Below are 23,209 nucleotides of genomic sequence, written 5' to 3'. Positions count from 1 at the left end.
TATCACCTAATAATCTTTAACGGATGTTGTTAAGTTTTCCATATCCTCCAACAACGTTTTAACGTCTTCGCTTGACTGTTCAGATGCACTGATGTTTATCACCAGTTCATTTATCAAATCCTCTATCTGATTTATGATAGTTTTCATGGCATCTATCTTGCTTTTCAGTTCATTTTGAATTCTTGGAGTGTCTTCAGCAGCCAAGTTAACAATGTTTGATGCAGCTTCAGCCTGTTTATTGAACAATTCTTCTGATTTGTCTATTGTGGCGATGAATTTATCATAAGTAATTTGTGGAGGCTCAAATCGTTTTTTTATTAGTTCACGGGCAACCTCCTGTTTAACATCAAACAGCACCTTTAAGTTATTTATATCCTTTTCATATACCTTAAGGGACTCGACTCCATTACTATGTTTTGCATCTATTTTATTTTGTGTTTGATGTATATCAACATTATTATCTTTATCAACCTGCTGATATGTGTTTAATCTGAAAATGTGATATAAATAAACTAAAGGAACGATTGATAAGATTAACAAAACATACATCAGTGTTGTCATATTCGCATAGAAGACCGGTATGGCTATGCATATTAAGATTACATAATATAATCCTATAATCCATGGAATTGGCTCATGAATGTATAAAATATCCTGAACGTTTCCAAACCCACGTTTGAGTCTGACCCTTGAAGCGGCCTTCGACAGTGGGGCGAACTGCAATATCTCCTCATCTGACAGGACATTTTCCTTCGGTTCGACAATCAGTCTAACATCAGATAGGGTTTCGCTATACTTGATAAGATTCCCACTGCTGTCGTAGGCTTTGGAATCTTTAAATTTTAAGGGAGTGGTTAATCTTTTGATTTCACTGGATTTTGGTGTTTCAATAGTCATTGAACTGTACTTCCATAATTATTGTAAAGATATATATTATAGTAAGGGTTTTTAAATTTTTGTATTTAACTTGTTATTATTATTCAAATTCCTTTTCCAAAAGAATTGTAACGGGACCATTATTTAATAGTCTGACTTTCATGAATGCGCCGAATTCGCCTGTTTCGACATTGACGAATTCCCGACACTTGTCTGCAAAATAATCAAACAATTCAGTTGCCTTATCCGGAGCCAAAGCTTTGTGAAAAGAAGGTCTGTTCTTTTTAGTATGAGCATATAAAGTAAATTGGGGAACCAGCAATAGTTTGCCGTTAATGTCCATTACTGATTTGTTCATTCTGCCGTTTTCGTCTTCAAAAATTCTTAGTTTAGCAAGTTTACGGGCCAAATAATCGGCTTCTTCTGTTGTGTCGTTTTCTCCAAAACCGACCAGAACCATCAAACCATCTTCGATTTCACCGCAAATCTGGTCTTCGACTTCGACACTGGCTGAAGTTACCCTTTGAACTACGAGTTTCATCTAAGCACCTATATATTTAAATGATTGAATACATCATCGGTAACTTCTTTAACTGTTTTTGAAGCTTCAAGAAACATCTTTTTCTCAAATTCATTCATATGAATAGGAACAATCATTGCAACTCCATTTTTGCTAATAACCGCAGGAACACCAAGGGAAACATCATTAACATCTTCAATTTCACCTTCAAGATAATTACTGACAGTCAAAACCCTATGCGAATCAGTAATCATTGTTGATATGAGATTTGAAATCGCGAATGCAGGGCCATATTCTGTTGCCCCTTTCTTGGAAATAATAGTATTTCCAGCATGCTTCAATTGTTCAATAAGTCCCCTAACATCCAGATCAACGTAAGTAACGAAATATTTAAGAGGAATACCTCCGATTGTGGTTGAACTTAAAAGTGGAACCATATGATCTCCGTGTTCACCGATTACCCTTGTATGTACTTCAGAACTGTTAATGTCAATTTGTCTTGAAAAATAATTCTTTAATCTCAATGAATCAAGGTGGTTTCCAACCCCTATGACTTTGGATTTTTTAAATCCTGATGCCTTCAAAGCAACAGTGGTCATCACATCAACAGGATTTGTTGCAACCAGTATGATTGAATCAGGAGAATATTCTGCAATTTTTTTGGAATAATAATACACGATTTCGGCATTTGTACTTGCGAGATCCAGTCTTTTCATTCCCTTTTCCCTATGAACTCCAGCCGCAATCAGCACTATCTGTGAGCCTGTTATGTCATTAAAATCACATGATGGGGTTAACCTGCAATCAATATCCCGTGAAGCTAGGGCATCATACATATCATAAGTTTCGCCTTTGGCTTTATCGAGACTTTGAGGTCTTGAAAACATGACAATCTCATCAACTGTATCTTCACGTGCAAGGGTGAATGCCACATTCTTGCCTATAATTCCAGTTGAACCGATAATAGTTACTTTTACCATATAATAATATTGTATTTCTATATAAAAATATCTTACTAAAATGCTTTCCAACAATACTTTGAAAATCAGATAGATTTTTAATGGATAATTAATAATATATTTATTTGAGTGGATGTTATGGTGAATGAAGAATTAAAACTTGAAACAAAATGTTACGATGCCAACGAATACGGTTACCTTTACGGTTTAAACAAAAAAATACCAGATGAGGAATTTGAAAAAGTCAAGCCCTATTTCAGAAAGTTCAAAAGAATGGATTTTGTAGAGGGCAATGTTCAGGTAACCGGAAGGCCGGAAGGATGGAGATGTCTGGAAAAAGATGTCCCGAAAGTCGAAGAAATACTTGGAATAACAAACACTCTTGAAAAAAGACAGAATAAGATTAAGGAAGCCTTTAAAGATCCTATTAAAAAATCAAACCTCATTGACCAATCTTATGAATGGCTGAAAATGCTATTTGAAAAATCCGGCACCCGTCCGGAACAGGACCTGTCCCGTCTTGAAGTTCACTCAACCAAGATATATGACCCCCAAGACAGCTTTAAAAACGGTGCTGAAGATGGTGAAGGGGAATTGTTCATCTATACGCCCCATGGAATGTGGTACATAATCAATAACTGCGGAGAAAATTCAAATAAGTCATTGAATAATGTTAAAACAGCCAAAGGAGGAGCTGTTGGTCACAGACTAATGTATGATGATTTGATTGACAGATTAATCAGGATTTACACTGAAGAGAATTTATATACCGGTGAAAAATTATATTAATGGTGGTTTAGGATATGCAGAAAGTTATTAACGCACATTGTCATATTTATCCTGAAAAGATAGCGGACAAGGCAGTCATGGGAATTAGAGATTTCTATGACTTGGACATGTCATTAAACGGCAAATTGGATGATTTGATTAGAGATGGAAATCTGGTTGGAGTAACACATTACCTTGTCCATTCTGTTGCTACAACACCAAAGCAGGTCCAGTCAATTAATGAATTTATTGCTCAGTCCGTTGACAGCCATCCTAATCTGTTCACAGGTTTTGGAACTCTTCACCCTGACAGCGAAGATATTCAGGGCGATTTTGATTATCTGATTGAATTAGGGTTGAAGGGAGTTAAGCTGCATCCCGATTTTCAGCAGTTTGCCATGGATGAAGAACGTGCATTCAAGATAGGTGAAGTTGTAAGCGAAGGCGGAGTGCCTATGCTTGTACACTGCGGGGACTTCAGATACAACTACTCCAATCCCGAACAAATCAAGGCTTTTTTAGATAAGTTCCCAGATATAACTTTTATTGGGGCTCATTTTGCCGGCTGGAGTTTATGGGAGGAAGCTACAGATAAACTATCCGGTTATGATAATCTTTATGTTGATTTGAGCTCTAGCCTATATGCGCTTAGTCCTGAAACTGCTTTAAGGCTGATTCATGCATATGGAAGCGACAGGGTTCTTTGGGGAACTGATTATCCTATGTGGGAGTCCGTAAGTGAAATGGAATATTTCAACAGGATTGACCTCACTGATGAGGAACGCTCCCAAATTCTTTATGACAATGCCGCTAAACTATTGAAGATTGAATGATTGTTTAGCGTTTTACTTTTTTTTGAACTAAAATTTAAACAATATCTATTTTTTAAAATTATAAAGATTACTTGAAATAATCTAATTAAACATTAAAATTAGTAAAAATTAATTTTAATAATTAAGATTGACCTAAACTAAAATTAAAGAATAAAACAAAGATTTATATACTATTAAAAGCTTAATAATTAAATTAACTATTCAGTTTAATCAAATTTTGGGAGACACAAAAATGACTATCTCAAACCCAATACAAATTATATTAAACAACAATAAGACTAACCATCCAATGGTAGATATTGACATTATCAAAAGTCCCATGAAATATGAGATTTTAGAGCTGTTAAGACACGATGAAATGAATTTTGAAGACATCGTGAAGAATACTTCAAAATCCAAAGCCAGTGTTTCAATGCATCTCAGGGACTTAAGAAAAGAGGGAATTGTACAATATAAAGCGGACCCCCTGGATAACAGAAAAAAAATTTTCTACCTGAATTCTGAATATCTGGGATCAATCGATTCAAATAGAATCAAGCTGGCAGAAAAGGAACAGACCAAATTATTAATCGATGAATTTATCCAGAATGGGGAAATTGAATATATTATTCTTTTAACCCATACATTCAAATCATTATTATTTGAATTCGGAATGGACATTTCACCAGTGCTTCAAAAAGTCGGAAACCATATTGGAGAATACCTATATGAACAGCTGAAGGACGATGATTTGGACGTCTTCATAAAAAACATTTCAAAATATTGGTACGATAACAATCTGGGAGTTTTATCTTTTAATATAAAAAATAATATTGAAATAACCTGTTTTGATTGTTTCGAATCAATGAACAGTGCAAAAATAGGTTTGCCTTCCTGTTTTTTAGAAAAAGGCATGTTGGAGACATTATTCAATAACTATTTTAAATTTAATCTGAAAATTTTAGAAACCAAATGCTACTCAATGGGCGATGATAGATGTGTGTATGAGCTTGAACCTTAATTATTCAGTTCAGCCTTGACAATTTATCTAAAAAGCCCATATTTATATCAAATCAATGAATATTAAAGACAATGAGGCAATATTTATGAAAAAAATAGAAATGAACCGTCTATTCTCCATCATTATATCTGCCTCCATCATACAATTTGGCTAATGAAACCTTAGAAAAATCATTTTCATAAAGATTTATGGGATTTTGGATTCAATATTCAATGAGAAATTGAAAACAACACCGATTAATCGAAAATTGAAACCCACAACAAAAAGAATACAATTGTTTTGAATAGACAGATGTATTTAACAATCAGATGGTCAATCCACACATATGCAACAAAATATACGATATCCCCCCGATATTGAAAGTACCTCCCCATATGATTGTTGATAATTCCCAGACAAGATACGGAGATCCTATAGATCTTATGATACCGTCCTGCAATGCAGGCAAATGAATTAAATGAAAAATAGTAGGTGATTCATCATCTACTATTTTTTGAAAGCGTTAACTGCCGGAACGGTCAGCAGGTCTTTTGAAATCATATCATTAACTTCATCCCAACTAAACCATCCGTAGTCATCATGTTCATCACTGATAACAACTTCATCACTTTCACAAGCCACTTTCATAATCAGTTGAATGGATTTGATTTCTTCAGATGTTTTACAGGCGGTATAATCGTTTCTAACAACATTATACAATGAATCAACATCAACTTCAAGTCCTGTTTCTTCAAGATATTCCCTTTTCAATGCTTCATCGAAAAATTCGCATTTTTTTACTTTTCCGCCCGGAATTTCCCATCTACCGGCATCATGAGCTGAACGGGACCTTATTTTTAAAAGCAAAACCTTTTCATTAAGTTCACATATTCCTCTTACTGTTAATCCCCACATTGTCATGCGAAAAACTCCAAAAAAAGATAAAAAAAAGGGATATGTTCCCTTTTTATTGTTTCATTGCCTTTTCAACAGCGACCGCTACAGCAACTGATGCTCCAACCATAGGATTGTTTCCCATACCGATCAAACCCATCATTTCAACATGGGCAGGTACGGATGAAGAACCGGCAAACTGGGCATCTGAGTGCATGCGTCCTAATGTATCTGTCATACCATATGATGCAGGACCTGCCGCCATATTGTCCGGATGCAAGGTTCTGCCTGTTCCTCCACCTGAAGCAACAGAGAAGTACTTTTTACCTTGCAGAATACATTCTTTCTTATATGTTCCTGCAACAGGATGCTGGAAACGTGTAGGATTTGTTGAGTTACCTGTGATGGAAACGTCAACTCCTTCAAGATGCATAATAGCTACGCCTTCACGAACATCATCGGCACCATAACATCTTACTTTTGCTCTTTCACCATCTGAATATGCCTTTTCCTTAACGATTTTCACCTCACCAGTGAAATAATCGAATTCTGTTTCAACATGTGTGAAACCGTTGATTCTGGAGATGATTAAAGCGGCATCTTTTCCAAGCCCATTCAGAATTACTCTTAATGGCTTTTCACGAACTTCATTTGCTGAGTTGGCAATGCCTATTGCTCCTTCAGCTGCCGCGAAACTTTCATGGCCTGCTAAAAAAGCAAAACATTCACTTTCATCGCTCAATAACATTGATGCTAAATTTCCATGACCCAAACCGACTTGCCTGTCATCAGCAACACTTCCAGGAATGCAGAATGCCTGCAGTCCTTCACCAATAGCTTTTGCAGCATCGGATGCCTTTGTGCAGCCCTGCTTTATGGCTATTGCAGCTCCAAGAGTGTATGCCCAACATGCATTTTCAAAACAAATCGGCTGAACCCCTTTTACAATATCATATGGGTCAAATCCTTTATCAAGACATATCTGCTTTGCTTCCTGGAGGTCTTTAATACCGTATTTTTCAAGTACTGGAGTGATCTGGTCGATTCTTCTTTCATAGCTTTCAAATAAACTCATGCTCATTCACTCCTCGGATCTATTTTTTTTACTGCATCATCAAATCTTCCGTATTGGCCTGTTGCCTTTTCAATGGCTTCAAGTGGGTCAACTCCGTCCTTGATTGCATCCAGCATTACACCTAAGTTGATGTATTTGTATCCTATTATTTCATTATCCTCATCAAGGCCAATTTCGATAATGTAGCCTTCTGTCAATTCAAGATATCTTGGTCCTTTTGATTTTGTTGAATAGATTGTTCCTACTTGGCTTCTGTGGCCTTTTCCTAAATCTTCAAGGCCTGCACCGATTTGTAGCCCTCCTTCTGAAAATGCGGATTGTGTTCTTCCATAAACAATCTGTAAGAATAATTCGCGCATTGCAGTGTTTATCGCATCACATACCAAATCTGTGTTCAATGCTTCAAGGATGGTTTTTCCGACAAGTATTTCGCCGGCCATTGCGGCTGAATGGGTCATTCCGGAACATCCCAATGTCTCCACCAATGCTTCTTCAATAATGCCCTCTTTAACATTCAATGTTAATTTGCAGCATCCCTGTTGAGGTGCGCACCATCCTATTCCATGAGTAAAACCGGAAATGTCTCCGATCTGTTTTGCTTTTACCCATTTGCCTTCTTCAGGTATTGGAGCAGGGTCATGATTTGCGCCTTTTCGTACAGGACACATATTTTCGATTTCTGTTGAATATATCATCATATTTCTCCAAAATTTTTTTTCTAGAATTATTTTTCTGTTTTTTGATTAATGTATTTTTGCATATTTGATTAAATTAATGTAGATAATGGTCATTTAAACAATGTTTTTTTTACATGCATATTATTTAAAATTAAAAAGAAGTTAATTTAATTATAGTTAAGACTAATAACTATCAGAATTATTAAATGTAAAATCAATATTTGTTGGGTGACTTTTCAGTCAGTTTACAGTGATGCAGTCATTTGGACAAATCGCCACACATACCCTACAGCTCTTGCAAACCTGAGAGTCACGAACAGAAGATACGTCATCAATGATGATTAAGACATTGTTAGGACATGCAATAGTGCATTTTTCACATCCGTCACAATCTTCAACGTTAATATCAATATGGCAATCCTCAATCTCTTCAGTTTTCTCTTTCTTTTTGCCTCTTTTAAAAAGTGAACCTAAACCCATATCAATATATATTAAAATCATGCCTTATTATTATTTGGATTTTCCCTATGAAAAATATGGATAATCGCCTAACAAATTGAGAAGGCCGATCATAACTCACCTGCTCCTAAGATTTGATTTTTGAAAAAATTCCACTAACAATGAGAACCGCAACTGCAATGACAACATAGATTGTCATTTCAAAATTATTTGAATTTGAAATTAACTCAAATACCCCAATCGCCCACATTAAAAGAACAAATACAGGCAAAACGTATCTAAGATTAAATTTCCAAATTTTTCCGACTTTGAATTTGCTGTTTTCATTTAATACTGGTATCAAAGAATCGAGATCATATATCCATGCGAAGATTATACTTTGAACTACAATCAAAAAAAGAATGCAGAATTCATTTACAAATCCGTCAACAACACCAACAAGATAACTGCTGATGCCTGTTGTAAACAATAAAGAAAATGCACATCCTATAACTGATAAGACAGTTACGGTTTTTTTACGTGACCAATCAAATTTGTGCAATGTTGAATTAACCATAGGTTCAAAAATCGCTACAGCGGAGGTTATTCCTGCAAATAAGATTGAAAGGAACAATAACGGTGAAAGAATATGTCCTATTGGCCCCATAACGTTAAATATCATAGGGAATACGACAAATACCAATCCAGTTCCCTCACTGACCAATTGAACAATAGGAGTTCCAGCGGTTGCAGACATATAACCCAAAATGGAAAATATTCCCAAAGCTGTAAATACTTCAAATGAGCAGTTGGCTAAAACAACTATCAAAACATTATCATTCAATTTAGATCCTTCAGGCAAATAGCTAGCATAAGTAAGTGCAATGGCCTGACCTATGCTTAATGAGAAGATTATCTGTGAAAAGGCTGCAAGCCATATGTTGATATTAAAAAGCATGCTCCAATCAGGATTTAACAATGCCACAATACCGACACCGGCACCTGGAAGTGTGAAAGCATAAACTATAATGAAAAACATCAAGCAAAAAAGTAAAGGTATCAAAATCCTTGAAGCTTTACCAATGCCCTCATTTAAATCCCTGTGAGATATGAACCAAAGCAAAAACCCCATTATTAACAAGCTGATTGAGGTGGGAATCATTAGCATGGCCATATTGGATAAATTGGAACCGCCCGCAACATTTTGAACAAAAAATGCCGCAGGGTCATTTCCCCAAGGAAAAGTTATGCTGGAAGCCACATATATCAAATCCCAACTTAAAATAACCACATAATAAATTACAACTATAAAAACAAATATTACCAGCATCCAAGAAACAAACTCAAGTTTAGGATTGATTTCCTTTAAAATATTGGAAAATGAATCCTTGTAGTTATAGCCTATGCCATATTCCAAAACAAGAAATGGAATGCCCATTATTGCAATAGCAACAAGATATGGAATGAAAAATGATCCTCCTCCATTAGAGTATACAACATAACTGAAACGCCAGATGTTGCCTAATCCGACAGCGGCACCAATCATTGCCAATAAAAATGAAAGTGAGGAATCCCATTGATTTTGATTTGCCATATTTTTTGCACCAAATATACTATGTATTAAATAATATAAAATTAACGGGATTTAAAAAAAAAGTTAAAATCCATAATGGATTTTTAAAGATTTTCATTAAAAAACTCTGCAATCTTTTCAAATGGGATTACGTCAGTTTTATAGTACAGGTCTGTGTGAACAGCATCGGGAATAATCATTAGTTCCTTATTGTCACCTTTTAATTTTGCAAATTCATCTTCTGAGAAGTATCTTGAATGTGCTTTTTCGCCATGAACAATTAAAACGGCTGACCTGATTTCATCTGAGTATGCGATTATCGGCTGGGATATGAATGACATGCATCCTACAGCATTCCATCCGTCATTTGAGCCCGGTGACCTTTCATGATAGCCCAATTCCTCAATATAGAAGTCATGATAATCTTTTACAAATTGAGGGAAATCATCAGTGACCTCTTTTACAACCCCTCCTGCTCTTGCATATTCACCATTTCTATAATCTTCTGTCCTTTGATTGTTTAAGGCGACTTTCATTTCATATCTTGAATCTGCATTATCATCTGCATCATAATAGCCCTTTGCGGTTACGCGTGTCATGTTATACATGGTGGATGTCACGGTTGCCTTAATACGGGTATCCAGAGATGCTGCATTTAAAGCCATACCTCCCCATCCGCAGATGCCGCAGATACCAATTCTATCAGCATCCACATCATCATTGGTGGCCAAGAAGTCTACTGCAGCTTGGAAATCTTCAGTGTTGATGTCCGGTGAAGCCATAAAGCGAGGCTGGCCTCCACTTTCACCAGTGAATGAAGGATCAAAAGCAATTGTTAAAAATCCCATTTCAGCCAAAGTTTGGGCATATAATCCTGAAACCTGTTCCTTGACTGCACCGAATGGTCCACAACATGCTATGGCAGGTAATTTTTCATCAGCATCCAATGGTTTGTACAAATCTGCGGCCAATGTTATTCCATATCTATTTACAAAAGTTACCTTTTCATGATAAATCTTATCGGATTTGGGAAATACCTTATCCCATTCATCACACAAAACTAGTTTTTCACATTCCATAATTATCAACTTAAATTTTCAGTTAATAATCATTTTGTTAAAAATATTATATAAATGTTGATTGGAACAACAAAAAAAATAGTTAATTAGGTTTAGAATTTTAAACCTAATTCGTAAGCTTCTTTTAACTTTTCTTCCTGTTCGTCGGCCACAATACCTGCAGGACCTGCGCTACCGGCATCGACATGACCAATCACTTCATATCCCATGAAAGTGAAAGGTGAGAACTTGGTCATTTCAATATAGTCTGCGTATGTTCCTTCAGGCTGGTTTTCGGTAAATATTAATGCTGCTTTACCGGATAAGCTTTTATCAGGGTTTTGGCCTATTGAATAAAATCTGTCGATTATTAATTTACCTTGAGCGGACATCTGACCGTAATAGATTGGTGTTGCAAAGATTACGCCATCAGCTGCAACCAAATCATCAAGAATCTTGTTTCCGTCATCAGCCCTTACGCATTCAGGGTTTTCAGCGCAGTACATGCATGCTTTACAAGGTGCGATATCACATTTTTCCAAGTAGTATTTGACTACTTCTCCTCCATTTTCCTCTATTCCTTTAATCATTTCATCCATTAATACGTCACAGTTTCCACCGACACGTGGACTTGCGTTAAGTGCTACAATTTTCATTTTTTAAATCTCCTAAAATTGTAATTAAAAATATATACTTTAAATTTTAAATAAGTTATTGTTTAGGTGTTTAAATGGTTGAAATATCTGTCATAATCCCTGTATATAATGTTGAGGAATATCTTGAAGAATGTCTGGACAGCATAGTCAATCAGAGTTTCAAGGATATCGAAATAATCTGCGTTGACGACGGGTCAACCGACAACTCATCAGACATCCTGAACGAATACCAGAATAACGATTCAAGAATAAGAATCATCACACAGGAAAATCATGGAGCGGGATCCGCCAGAAATGCCGCCTTAAACGACTCCAAAGGCAATTATATTTATTTTATGGATTCGGATGACTATTTGGATTTGGACGGCCTGAATAAGCTGCATTCCCTATCACAGGAAAATGATCTTGATTTGGTGTTATTCAAATTGCTGAATTTCAATGAGAAAACCGGTGAAAAGGATTATGATTATTCCAACATGCCGTTTCTATTGGATATTGGTAAAGACGTGTTCAGCTATCAAGATTTTAAATATGACCTGCTTAAGGTTGATGTAAGTCCCTGCAACAAGTTTTTCAAAAGGGAATTGGTTGAAAACAAAAGATTCCTGGAAGGTTTGATTTTTGAAGACAATGCATTCTACATTGATTACATTTTTGATGCCGAAAGAATCTATTTTCTAGACGAAATACTTTATTACAGAAGAATCAGAAATGATTCCGTCATTACAAAGGCATCGAAAAAGCATGCTGACATTATTGAAGTCTATGACCACATCTATCGGAAGTTCAAGGACAAGGGCATGTATCCTGAATTTCGGGAAATGCTATTCATGAGAAAGATTGACAGCATATATTACAGATTTAGTCTAATCAAGCCTGAATGCAAGCAATATTATTACAATCATATGAAATCATCATTTTTAGAGCAAAAGGATGAATATGAAACTGAATTAAAATTGGAAGAAATCGAAGAGTATCATAAAAACATATTCAATGCGGTTATTGAATCCCAAAGATTTGAGGAAGTTGATGTTTATCTGAAATTTTATCAGTTAAAAACAAAATTAGAAGCACTTAAAGAGGAAAACAATAAACTTAAACATGAAAACAATGAGTTGAAACGAAAAAATCAGGAACTGTTATCCTCAAAAAGTTGGAAAATCACCAAACCGTTAAGAAAGCTTAAGGGGAACTGATCATGGTTAGGATATCTGTCATCATGCCGGTATATAATTGCGAAAAGTATCTGGAGAAATCCCTTGATAGTTTAGTCAACCAGTCATTCGGCGATATCGAGATAATCTGTGTCAATGACGGGTCAACCGACGGCACTTCAGACATACTGAATGAATATCAAAAGAGGGATTCAAGAATCAGAATCATCAACCAGCAAAATAAGGGTGCGGGAGCAAGCAGAAATATTGGATTGTCCGAAGCAACAGGGGAATGCATCTATTTTATGGACAGTGACGATTATCTTGATTTTGATGCCTTCGAGAAACTGATTGGGTTTATAGATGACAATGAATTTGATTTCATAATATTCAAGATAAGCAATTTCCTTGACGAGACAGGCAAACTGATTGATGATGACTACTACAACATGCCTTATTTAAAAAGTCGCGTCGGTTTGGATTCATTCAATTATAATAACGTGAAGGATTTTGCACTGGAGTTGTGTGTATGTCCTCCGGGAAATCTTTTTAGGCGTGAATTCATATCAGATGTCAGATTTCCGGAAGGCTTGCTCTTTGAAGATAACGTGTTTTTCACACATGCGCTTTTTAAAGCCGAAAAGATATACTTTTATGATGAATTCCTATACAACAGACGCAAACATACAGATTCGACAACAACCCCCTTAACGGTGAAATCCCTTGACATTATCGATATCGCCAGCCTGCTTCTGGATTTATGTGACGAATATCATCATGAAAACCATAAAGAGGAATTATACTACAGGATTTTTCACAACATCTATCGATTATTCAAAAGGGCTGATGAATCACAAAAAGAATTGTTCTTTGAAAGAATCAGACAGGATTATCTGAAGAATAAGGAAAAATGGGAAAACGACAATTACTTTAAAAAAGAGTTGAAGCCTAGATACAGGCACATTTTTGAATGCGCAATAAAATCAAGAAATGCAGATGAGTTCGAATCATGCGTCGACAGCTATTCAGCTGAAAGCAGATTTAAAAGATTAAGGAAAAAATTACTATGAAACTATCTAAATCTAAAATCAACACATATCTGAAATGTCCACTGGAGTTTAAGTTTCAATATATTGATGAGATTGAAGCCGAACCCAATAAATACATGATTCTTGGAAGCGACGTCCATTCCGTAGCCGAAACATTTGCAGACCGATTCGGAGATGAGCTGGATAACGTCAATATCAAGAATGAACTTTTTAAGATCACTGACGATTTGGATATCGGTTATGATATTTCAGAGCACGTCGATAATTTAAGCTTGTTTTTCAAAGAGGTGTTTGTTGACAATGACTACAAGCTATTCAGCCAGGAGGAATACCTTCATGATAAAATCCATCGCTTTTCTGGGATTTGCGACATTATCCTTGAAGATGATGATGAGAATCTGGTAGTTATTGACTATAAGACCAGCAATTCCAATTCATTTCACAAATACAGAAGAGAACTGTGTTACTATAAGCTTCTAGTTGAAAATGTTTATGAAAGGGAAGTCAAAAGCGTCGGAATATTCTTTACTAGAAATGGCCGTTTAAGACTGCTTGATGTGCGTGATGAGGAAAACAAAAGGAAATTTCTGCATTCCCGTGAAATAGATGAAGCCATTGATAAATTCTATTTTGTAAGAAATGAAATAAATAACGGCAACTTTGATGCAAACCCACAGTATTTATGCAGATTCTGCACATATAAAGATATTTGTGACTATTTTTAAAATAAAAAAAAGTGAAGTTATGAGGATGCTTCCTCAACTTCGTCAAAATCAACTTTTTCACCGAGTATTCTAAGACCAACAAAGAGTACGATTATACCGACAACCAGGGATATATAGAACGGTACTCCTAAACCTGCTGGGATGTATCCAATGAATACGGCTACAAGCGCAACGAATATCGCATAGTAGATTTGTGTTTGAACGTGGTCAATATGGTTACAACTGGTACCCATGGATGACAGAATTGTTGTATCTGAAATCGGTGAACAGTGGTCTCCGAAAATTGCACCGGTCAATACTCCACTTGTACAGACGATTGTGAAGTTCATATCACCAGTACTTACGGCCCAACCTAAAGGAATGGCCAATGGCATTAAGATACTCATTGTACCATAAGCTGTACCTGTAGCAAATGAAATCAATGCACCTAAAATGAAGATCAGTGCAGGTACAATCCATGCTGGAATTGTTCCGCCTAAAACTCCAACCAGATAGTCGGCAGTTCCGACATCACCGATAACACTTCCTAAGGACCATGCGAGAAGCAGGATTACGCCGGTGATAACAATGGTTTTCATACCTCCGATCCATTCGGTGATTGCATCTTCAATAGTCAATATGTGTTGGCCGACAGCCATCACGATAGCCACTATAGATGCGAGAAGTGCAGCCTGGAACAATGCAACGGATGCATCTGAAGCTGCTAAAGCTTCAAATATTCCATTGAATGATAATGGAGCAGTGTGCATTAAGGTAATGAGAGCTTGGTCTTCTCCACCTAAGATGGTGGTGTATCCGCTCCAGTAAAATGCAATAAGTGCACCGATAATCAATGTTGCAACAGGTATGATTGCATTCCATACTGAAAGCTTGATTCCTTCAACAGGTTTGACTTCATCAAAACCAGGTGCTTCAGGAACAATAACTTCTTCTCCTTCTTTCCTTTTACGAGCAGCTTGTTCTGCTTTTTTCATTGGACCGAATTCATATAATGTCAATGCAGATATTACAATGAATATCAGAATGAATATATTATAGAATCTGTAAGGAATAGTCTGCAAGAATATTCCAAATCCTGTGACGTTACTAACTCCCACTGATTGGAAACCGGCTGCAATTAAACTAACTTCCAATCCAATCCAGGTTGAAATAATTGCAATACCAGCTACAGGAGCCGCAGTTGCATCTACTACAAATGCTAATTTTTCTCTAGATACTTTAAGTTTGTCCATTACAGGTCTCATGATAGGACCTACGATTAAGGAATTTGCATAATCATCAAAGAATACAAATAATCCTAAAAGCCAAGTGAATAGCTGTGCTTTTCTTGGAGTGTCCGCTCTTTTTGCAAATGCATCAGCAAGAGCCTGTGCTCCACCCATTTTAGTAATCAGTTGGATAACTCCTCCAATAAGCAGACATTGAAGAATAATACCTGCATTCCAAGGATCAGCCATACAAGCAATGATTTGTGAACCTAAATCCAGGAACGCATTGATTGCTGTGTTAATGATATTCAAATCATTAATATTCAACATGAATTCCCCAACGAAAACCCCAATAAATAAAGATAAAACTGTCTCTTTTGTTATGAATGCTAATCCGATAGCGACAAGAGGCGGTAATAATGTTAATATACCGAATCTAACAGCATTATCTGAATTTTCAGGCAAGGCAGTAATCCATAATGATAATACAAAAAGGGCTATAATAGAAACAGCGGCTACTAAACCTAATTTCATATTGTCATTCATTTATTATCACACCATTTTCCTATACATTTATTAAAATAATTAATTATTTCAAATAAACAAGATAATACACATCAAACGTTATTATCTACATTTAATTATTGGTTGTTAATACTATAAAAATATTATTTTTAAAAAACTGTATAATTAAACAAGAAAATTGAGAAAAATGAAAAAAATTAATAATTTTGCAAAGTATTCGATTAATTTTTTTAAACAATCATATTGATTTCTTTAATTATTTCAACAATATGCTCATCTTATTATTATTACCCTGAATATCTTCAGGATTTGAACCTTTCTCTTGAAAATCCGAACAATGTTAAAAAAAGAAAAGGTATGCAAATAATTAATTTAATTATTTGCTTTTAACCACAATTTTATTGGAAATGCTTAATCTGCCATAACTGGATTTAATGGTATATCTGCCGACTTTCAGTTTTTTAATACTGATTTTAGCGATACCCCTCTTATTAGTTTTGGCGTTGTATTTTTTACCTTTAATTGCAAAAGTAATTTTTTTGCCCTTCAGGGCCTTTCCTTTCGTGTTGACCAGCTTTGCCTGGAAAGTTAATGTCTTTCCTTTTTTGACTGACTTGTTTTTAGCGGTCAAAGTAGGTTTAACGGTTATCTTATTTGAAACCTTAAACCCTTTATAGGTAACGCTGACAGTGTATTTGTTGGCAGTTAACCTGTTTAATCTGACAGATGCAAAACCGTTTTTATCAGTTTTGGCGGAATATGATTTTCCATTGATTATTATTTTAATTGATTCGCCTGAAATCGGCTTTCCAAAATCTCCATATACTTTAACCTTATAATAGTCATTCGCCCCATAATACATGACAATATCCCTATTATCAGTTAAACGGGCGGACACCCTAATATTCTGGAATACGCTCTCATTATTGGAAGGGTTTGAAACTGTAACCTTATGGTTTCCCACATTCAAATTGATACTGAATGATATTTCACCGTTATCGTCACTGGTTTTTTCATATTCGGCATTGTCGACATTTAGAATTACTTTTTTGTTTGCAATCCTGTTTCCAAACTGGTCATGCAGTATGATTCTGTAATCTGAATTTAAGGTATATGTGGCTGAAGAAGGCAAATCGATCTTTAACAATATTTCAAAGCTTAGATTGCCTTTTGAGCCGTTATAATTATCTGAATAATACTCGGCTGAAATATTGTAGATTCCGTCTGCCAAACTGAATGGAATTGATGCACACCCATCGGTAAGATCAAATGTTTGGGTGCTGTTGTTAAATTCAACAGCGATTCTGCCATTCTTAACGCTATTATTGAATTGGTCAACAACACTTACAACAAAGTTATTTCCAACAATATCTATTGCAGTGGTTGTGTTATATCTGGCTAACACTGTGAATGCCTTGATACATGCCACTTGAGATTTATAGGTATGTAGAGCATAGGTTTTTGACAGATAAAACAGGTCTTCCCAATTTTCACCGTCATAGCTAACATAAGATATTCCAGGGAAATAGATTGCCTTGTTGAGTGATGCGATTTCTGAAATAGGAACTCCTGACATTTTATCGGTTGTGGTATTGAATACGATTTCAAAAACATCGCCCTCATATAAGGGAATGATGTCGTCCAGATGGAATGTGTAATAACCTGCAGAGGATGTTCCGCTTTTGGTTGATTTCAAGACGTTGTTGACATACACCGATACTGTCCAGTTGGTCAATTTTTCAAAGTATGTGGATACTCCGGACAAAATTTCAAAGTCAGTTGCAGTAAACTTGTTCTTATACCATACGCCAAGCCTGTTATCATGCAAATAATCAGTTTTACCTGCAATGTCATACTGATAGTTCTTATCATATCTTACTGTATCATTCAAAACAAATGTATATGCGATTCCTTCAACACCAGGTTTTGCAAATGATTCATCATAATAGGATACATAAAAGTATCCGTCATCGCCCCAATTCGGACCCCAGCTGTTTTTAACAATCCATGCGCCGTCACCATCTGCATAGCTTCCGAAATAGAAATTGTCTCTTGAATAGTTATCATCCCATCCGACGATGGTAACTGCATGATTTGAAGGATACAATGCCCAAGTATAGTAATTTGACCCATTATACAGGTAATAGTCATCAAAGTAAATGGAAGTACCGACGGCACCGTATTTCAGGATTGCAGTTTTTATTGCATCATTATCCGTATAATTGTCCCTTTTCAGGAACAGTATATTCTGGATATGCAATATGCTGTCCAGAACAGGGGACAGGACGGACTTGTCATCAAACAAATCTGACATTTCATCGACAGGACCAAGCCAACCTGCGAAATATCCGAACGGCATGGAATCATATCCCCCTTCGTTGGTGTCCATTTTCCATCCGTAATCTGAATATAATGCAATCAGGTTTTTCATGTTTTCCTCTGACAAGTCGAATTCTATTCCTGTAGCCTTTTTAAGACAGGATTCCAGAACTGCCATTGCTGTAAATGCCCAGCAGTTGCCGCTGGATTGCTGGTCTTTCACCCGTGTTACAAGACCTTCCTGTATTAGACTGTAATAACTTGGAATGTCGGTGATTTCAATATCCTCCACCGTATAAATTGTATAGTTTTCTCCACCGAGATGGACGTTCAAATCATTTGTGTCAACGTAATCATTATCCAAAGGAGCAAAATTATTTTTATATGCATTATTTCTTATAGGTAAACGTAGATTATTCAAAAGGGAATATATTGCACCTGCCTGAATCTTAGCGCTGTTATTTTCAAATAGATTAGACAGTAAAACTAAATCGGTAGAATTGTCAATGAATAATGCTCCGCCGTTTCTTGCGGAATTATTGTTGAACACTCCATATGTGGAAGCAAAAGTTCCATACATATGATAAACTGATCCTCCATCCCATTTTGCAGAATTGTTATATAGATTATTGTAATTTAATGTCACATCACTGTTCAATGTTGTTATTGCTCCACCAAATGTCGCGGAACAGTTGATGAAATCACTGTGGTCGATTTTAAGGGGAGATGATTTGATATAGACCGCTCCTCCCGCATCGTCAATGGTGTAACATCTTATGAATTTTGACCTGGAGATGGTTACATCGGCTGTATTTTCACAGGCAATGGCTCCTCCGAAGTTATATGCATAGTTGTTTATGAATTGGGAATTTGAAACGCTTAGGTAACCTGCGCCCATGTATATTGCCCCTCCATATACGGCATATCCGTTTTCGAATGTGCAGTTTGTGATTGTGACTTTGGAGTTTTCGTTTGTATTAGATGTGTATATTGCGCCTCCGTAATTGTTCCCATATCTATCCGGCGCACTTCCATAGCCAAAATTGAAGATTGTGTTTGTTGCATTGATTGTTGCAAGATTAGTAATTGACATGTCCCTCAATGTAACATTTGTCAATGTCAGAAGGGAATTAACTGTAAATCCGACACCGTCATATCTGATTATTGTTTGTGTCGGGTCAGTTCCAATAATATTCACCATTTCGATTGATTTGGAATAATCCAGGTCATATTCCCCATTTGCCAAATGAATATTGGAATTTCCCTTAATTCTTTCTGCTGTCAAGTATTTATAAGGATTATGAATGGATCCATCACCGCTGTCATCTTCAAGTGATGCATCGAAGTAGTAATCATTATTTGATGTTAATGTATCATCGTGATTGTCTATTGCAGTGACCGTCTGGTTTTCATCAATTTCACTCAGGTCGCTTGCTTCATCGTTTATTGCGTAGCATGACGGAATTACTAACATCAAAAGCAATGCCATCAGGATTATTTTATGATATTTAGCCAATTTCATTCCCCCAAAAAAAGAAAAAAGAAATAGGGATTATATAATCCCTATCTTCTAACTTTTAAAGTTTTCTTAACTGTGTCTTTTCCGTAGATTACTTGGTATTTGTATTTTTTACCAGCTCTAAGTTTATTGAGTATACTTTTCTTAATCTTAAAGGTTGCAACACCTTTCTTGTTGGTTTTTGCTGTTACTTTTTTACCTTTAATCTTAAGAACAATCCTTTTACCTTTAATCGCTTTTTTCTTAGATGTTTTTAAGGTTACTTTAACTCTTACTCTTTTTGCTGATTTTTTGATGCTTTGGTTTTTAGCTTTGATAACATTTTTAACGGTAACTTTTACAGTTTTTGAAACCTTATTGTAAGTTACTTTAGCAGTGTACTTTTTAGGTTTTACTTTCAGGTAGAATGTAGCATAACCGTTTTTATCTGTTTTTGCTTTCAATGTTTTTCCAGCTATTTTTAAAGTCACGACTTTGCCCGCGCCAACGGATTTGCCGTTTATTGTGACGCGAACTTTATATCCAAATCCGTAATCCACGTTTGCATTACTTGCCACTACTTTTATGACATCTTCTGTTGGAGTGACTGGGTCTTCAGAAGATTTGTTGTTATCGACTTTAACATCTGAGTTGTTCAAGGCGATGCTTGCATCTCCTTTAACGCCGTCAGCAACCAACTTGTTGTTTACAATAGTTCCATTGCATCCGTCTAGGGAAATGGTCTTTTTGCTTGTTGAAGAAACGTTGTTTCCCTCGATATCAACATTTGCATCTTTTGCATAAATGCCTAAGGTTTCAACAGGGTCAACCATAGGATAACTGTCTGCAGATTCACCGACATTAGTTCCGTTGGCTACAATGACATTGTCCTTAATTGTCGCATCAGCGTTTTTAACGCCTATTGCAATAGTGTAATTACCGTTTGCGGTAACTTCATTATCACTGATGTCAGCTTTATTAGCTACAATGGACATGCCATAAGCGGTATTGGAGTCAACATCGACAACATTGTCCTTAATTGTTAAATCAGAAGTTTTGGTTCCCCAATCGTCAGCATATATACCATATGCAACATTTTCGGATGAAGCTGTGAAATCATTTCCTTCAATGTTTGCTGTTGTGGATGCTTGAACAGCAATGGCGGCAGCATAATGGTCATCTGATGTTACATCAACAGAATTGTCCTCAAATGCAATGTTGTTTCCTTTGATTTGAACGCCGTATGCATAAGCATGGCCGTTGAGTGCAATATCGTTGCCTATGATTTTGGCGTCATTGCCATCGGCAAACAGCAATCCGTAAGTGGTATCTGAATATCCTGCGGATTCGTTATAGTCAACGATAAGAGTATTTTCCTCAAAGGTTAGGTTATTGCATATTTCAAAGTCAACGCCTGCAGATAAAACCATAGGTGCATAATCAGGTCCAGGACCGTAGCCCACATCTACAGATGGGATTGAAGCTTCAACATAATTGTCACGAACAATCACATTGTCACTGTCAATTGCATATATTGCCATGGTCTTGATGCCTTCGCCCACTTTGCCGTCATAGAAAATGTCATTCTCAATCAATTGAGCACCGTCTGCACCGTCCAGATAGATTGCGAATGAATCATCTGTATTTGGAGCATCATAGATGATTGTATTGTTTTCTATTAAAGCATTTTTACCATCAACGTAGATGACTGCATTATTATCGAATTGTTTATCTGCAACAAATTCAATGTTTTTAACGGCAACATCGTTACCCATTATGTAAAGGGCAGTGTTGTTGAATAAAGCGCCATCACCTGTGACAGCAATGCGTTTGTTGATTGTGAGAGTTCCTAAATCGTTGAATTCGCCTTGGAAGATAAGTTCATCAAATGGCAAATCATGTTTAACGACGCCGTCGTCATTGAAGAATTTATCCATTGTATCCGGTGTTACAATATTGTCAATGCCTGTTACATTTAAAGTGGCGGTTGCCTGATTGTCTGCAAATTCCTCTGTAGGATCAATGTATTTTGCGGTAATTGTGTAAATGCCAGTTTTCTGATTGATTATTACAGTGGTTTTTGCCACACCGTTTGAAACAGGAATTGTGGTAATATAGGAATCGCCGAAGAGCAATATCACTTCACCTGTGTTTACGATTGAGCCGTCATTGGCCGTTACCTTAATTGTGTATTCCAACCTGTCACCCATTAAACCGGTTATATTGTCAATTTCAACAGTTGTTTTGGTAGTGACTACATATAATACTTGAGTTTCGCTGTCAACAGTTGCGGAAATTATTTTCAAACCTTCAGGTACAAGGTAATCGGTTGTGAATTCACCACTGACCAATGTTCCTTCGATATTTCCTAAATTGGTGTATATTGTTACAGGTCTTTCGACATTGATTGTGTTTGCCAATGTTCCGTTTTCACTTCCGGTTGTGTATTGGTTGATGCTGACAGTCAATTTGACTGTTTCGCCAGCAGCGATTGCGGTATCGTTGGAAACTGTTAGGATAGCCCATCTTGTCAAGGTTCCTCTGTTGATGGATGATTTAGGATCATCATTTGAACCCCACCAATTGTCGTTGGCGGTGATTTTTGCAGGTGCAACGTCTGCATCCCTTCCGTATACTGCAACTCCGTTTTTGTCATTGTTATTGATTAACACTGAATTGTGGACATCGACTGTGGAATACATTGCATATATTGCTCCGCCACCACATTCGTTAACGTAATTGTCAATGAATAGGGAGTTTGTGACTGTTAAAGTTTCACGGGCACTGTCGTATGCTCCTTTGAAGCTTATCGCTCCACCACCATAATTTGATCTGGTTTTATGGTCTTCACCATTAGCAGAGTTGTTTATGAATGTACAGTTATTGATAAAAGCGACATTTGTCTGAGCAATTTCGATTGCTCCTCCACCATAATCGTAACATTTGTTGTCTTCAAATATTGAATTTTCAAATAGCACACCGTCAGCAGCACTTTGAACATATACTGCTCCGCCGCCATAATTGGATTCACCTTTAGCGGTGTTGTTTCTGAATACGGAGTTGGATACGGTTAATGTTGGAGTTCCGACACCTGATTTTTGAGTGAAGATTGCCCCACCGTTTTTCTCAGCAACATTGTTTTCGAATGTTGAATTAATAATAGTTAAATTGCGTGCATTGAATATTGCACCGCCGTTTTTCTGTGAAGTGGAATTGGCTAGGGTACAGTTAATCAATGTCAAATCACCATTGTTTCCTAAAAGCGCACCACTTTCATCAGAACTTGCGGAAGCAAGACCATTGATTAATATTAAATTCTTAAGAACAAGTTTGCTGTCATTGCCGACGTAAAGGATTCTATTGTTGTTGTCAGCATCAAGGATGACTTTTCCTTCACCGGTAATGTTTAAGGTCATATCTGAAAT

General features: G+C 36.4%; 19 protein-coding genes. 6 read left to right on the top strand and 13 right to left on the bottom strand.

Translation table 11 applies throughout. The annotated features are described in order from the left end of the window. Positions 1–6: 6 nt before the first annotated feature. From IJF99_RS05020 to IJF99_RS05010, 3 genes are all read right to left on the bottom strand, one after another. Positions 7–897, bottom strand: a complete 891-nt coding sequence (locus IJF99_RS05020) for a hypothetical protein (RefSeq protein ID WP_292792708.1) — start codon at positions 895–897, stop codon at positions 7–9. 79 nt (positions 898–976) lie between these two features. Further along, positions 977–1,417: a D-aminoacyl-tRNA deacylase gene (dtd, locus tag IJF99_RS05015; RefSeq protein ID WP_292792706.1), complete on the bottom strand. Its 441-nt coding sequence runs from the start codon at positions 1,415–1,417 to the stop codon at positions 977–979. Positions 1,418–1,425: 8 nt separating this feature from the next. Continuing rightward, positions 1,426–2,376: a malate dehydrogenase gene (locus tag IJF99_RS05010; protein WP_292792704.1), complete on the bottom strand. Its 951-nt coding sequence runs from the start codon at positions 2,374–2,376 to the stop codon at positions 1,426–1,428. Positions 2,377–2,493: 117 nt separating this feature from the next. Here IJF99_RS05010 and IJF99_RS05005 point away from each other — a divergent pair, with 117 nt between their 5' ends. The 3 genes from IJF99_RS05005 to IJF99_RS04995 all read left to right on the top strand — a co-directional run bounded on the left by IJF99_RS05005 (position 2,494) and on the right by IJF99_RS04995 (position 4,956). Next, a complete protein-coding gene (locus IJF99_RS05005; protein WP_292792702.1) occupies positions 2,494–3,144 on the top strand; it encodes a hypothetical protein in 651 nt (216 codons plus the stop codon). Between the two features lie 14 nt (positions 3,145–3,158). Next, positions 3,159–3,956 carry an amidohydrolase family protein gene (locus tag IJF99_RS05000; protein WP_292792700.1) on the top strand — a complete coding sequence of 266 codons (798 nt, stop codon included), beginning with the start codon at positions 3,159–3,161 and terminating at the stop codon, positions 3,954–3,956. A 232-nt stretch (positions 3,957–4,188) separates the two neighbouring features. Beyond that, on the top strand, positions 4,189–4,956 hold the full coding sequence (locus IJF99_RS04995; protein WP_292792698.1) for a V4R domain-containing protein: 768 nt from the start codon (positions 4,189–4,191) through the stop codon (positions 4,954–4,956). Between the two features lie 486 nt (positions 4,957–5,442). Here the strand turns inward: IJF99_RS04995 and IJF99_RS04990 are convergent, their stop codons facing one another. From IJF99_RS04990 to IJF99_RS04960, 7 genes are all read right to left on the bottom strand, one after another. Continuing rightward, entirely contained in the window at positions 5,443–5,856 is a 414-nt protein-coding gene (locus IJF99_RS04990; protein WP_292792696.1) for an NUDIX domain-containing protein, read from the bottom strand. Between the two features lie 46 nt (positions 5,857–5,902). Next, on the bottom strand, positions 5,903–6,904 hold the full coding sequence (locus tag IJF99_RS04985) for a GGGtGRT protein (protein ID WP_292792694.1): 1,002 nt from the start codon (positions 6,902–6,904) through the stop codon (positions 5,903–5,905). 2 nt (positions 6,905–6,906) lie between these two features. Continuing rightward, a complete protein-coding gene (locus IJF99_RS04980; protein ID WP_292792692.1) occupies positions 6,907–7,599 on the bottom strand; it encodes a hypothetical protein in 693 nt (230 codons plus the stop codon). Positions 7,600–7,821: 222 nt separating this feature from the next. After that, positions 7,822–8,082: a 4Fe-4S binding protein gene (locus tag IJF99_RS04975; protein WP_292792690.1), complete on the bottom strand. Its 261-nt coding sequence runs from the start codon at positions 8,080–8,082 to the stop codon at positions 7,822–7,824. A gap of 85 nt (positions 8,083–8,167) precedes the next feature. Next, positions 8,168–9,613 carry a sodium-dependent transporter gene (locus tag IJF99_RS04970; RefSeq protein WP_292792688.1) on the bottom strand — a complete coding sequence of 482 codons (1,446 nt, stop codon included), beginning with the start codon at positions 9,611–9,613 and terminating at the stop codon, positions 8,168–8,170. Between the two features lie 83 nt (positions 9,614–9,696). Further along, the gene (locus tag IJF99_RS04965) at positions 9,697–10,671 is read right to left on the bottom strand and encodes an alpha/beta hydrolase (protein ID WP_292792686.1); all 975 of its coding nucleotides are present in this window, start codon (positions 10,669–10,671) and stop codon (positions 9,697–9,699) included. Positions 10,672–10,763: 92 nt separating this feature from the next. Further along, positions 10,764–11,306, bottom strand: a complete 543-nt coding sequence (locus IJF99_RS04960; RefSeq protein ID WP_292792684.1) for a flavodoxin family protein — start codon at positions 11,304–11,306, stop codon at positions 10,764–10,766. A 74-nt stretch (positions 11,307–11,380) separates the two neighbouring features. Here IJF99_RS04960 and IJF99_RS04955 point away from each other — a divergent pair, with 74 nt between their 5' ends. Genes IJF99_RS04955 through IJF99_RS04945 form a run of 3 tightly spaced genes read left to right on the top strand, consistent with a single transcriptional unit; the run spans position 11,381 to position 14,234 of the window. Then, positions 11,381–12,502 carry a glycosyltransferase gene (locus IJF99_RS04955; RefSeq protein WP_292792682.1) on the top strand — a complete coding sequence of 374 codons (1,122 nt, stop codon included), beginning with the start codon at positions 11,381–11,383 and terminating at the stop codon, positions 12,500–12,502. A gap of 2 nt (positions 12,503–12,504) precedes the next feature. Further along, positions 12,505–13,530, top strand: a complete 1,026-nt coding sequence (locus IJF99_RS04950; RefSeq protein ID WP_292792680.1) for a glycosyltransferase family 2 protein — start codon at positions 12,505–12,507, stop codon at positions 13,528–13,530. Further along, positions 13,527–14,234 (top strand): PD-(D/E)XK nuclease family protein, encoded by a 708-nt coding sequence (locus tag IJF99_RS04945; protein WP_292792678.1) that lies wholly within the window; start codon positions 13,527–13,529, stop codon positions 14,232–14,234. Before IJF99_RS04950 ends, IJF99_RS04945 begins: the two co-directional genes overlap by 4 nt. A 17-nt stretch (positions 14,235–14,251) precedes the next feature. Here the strand turns inward: IJF99_RS04945 and IJF99_RS04940 are convergent, their stop codons facing one another. The 3 genes from IJF99_RS04940 to IJF99_RS04930 all read right to left on the bottom strand — a co-directional run bounded on the left by IJF99_RS04940 (position 14,252) and on the right by IJF99_RS04930 (position 23,200). Further along, positions 14,252–15,988 carry a Na+/H+ antiporter NhaC family protein gene (locus tag IJF99_RS04940; protein ID WP_292792676.1) on the bottom strand — a complete coding sequence of 579 codons (1,737 nt, stop codon included), beginning with the start codon at positions 15,986–15,988 and terminating at the stop codon, positions 14,252–14,254. Between the two features lie 355 nt (positions 15,989–16,343). Beyond that, positions 16,344–19,808, bottom strand: a complete 3,465-nt coding sequence (locus IJF99_RS04935) for a C1 family peptidase (protein WP_292792674.1) — start codon at positions 19,806–19,808, stop codon at positions 16,344–16,346. Between the two features lie 41 nt (positions 19,809–19,849). Then, positions 19,850–23,200, bottom strand: a complete 3,351-nt coding sequence (locus IJF99_RS04930; protein ID WP_292792672.1) for a right-handed parallel beta-helix repeat-containing protein — start codon at positions 23,198–23,200, stop codon at positions 19,850–19,852. Positions 23,201–23,209 lie beyond the last annotated feature (9 nt).

It is taken from the genome of Methanobrevibacter sp. (genome assembly GCF_017406825.1).
Taxonomy (GTDB): Archaea; Methanobacteriota; Methanobacteria; order Methanobacteriales; family Methanobacteriaceae; genus Methanocatella.
This window is presented reverse-complemented; position numbering and strand designations above follow the sequence as displayed.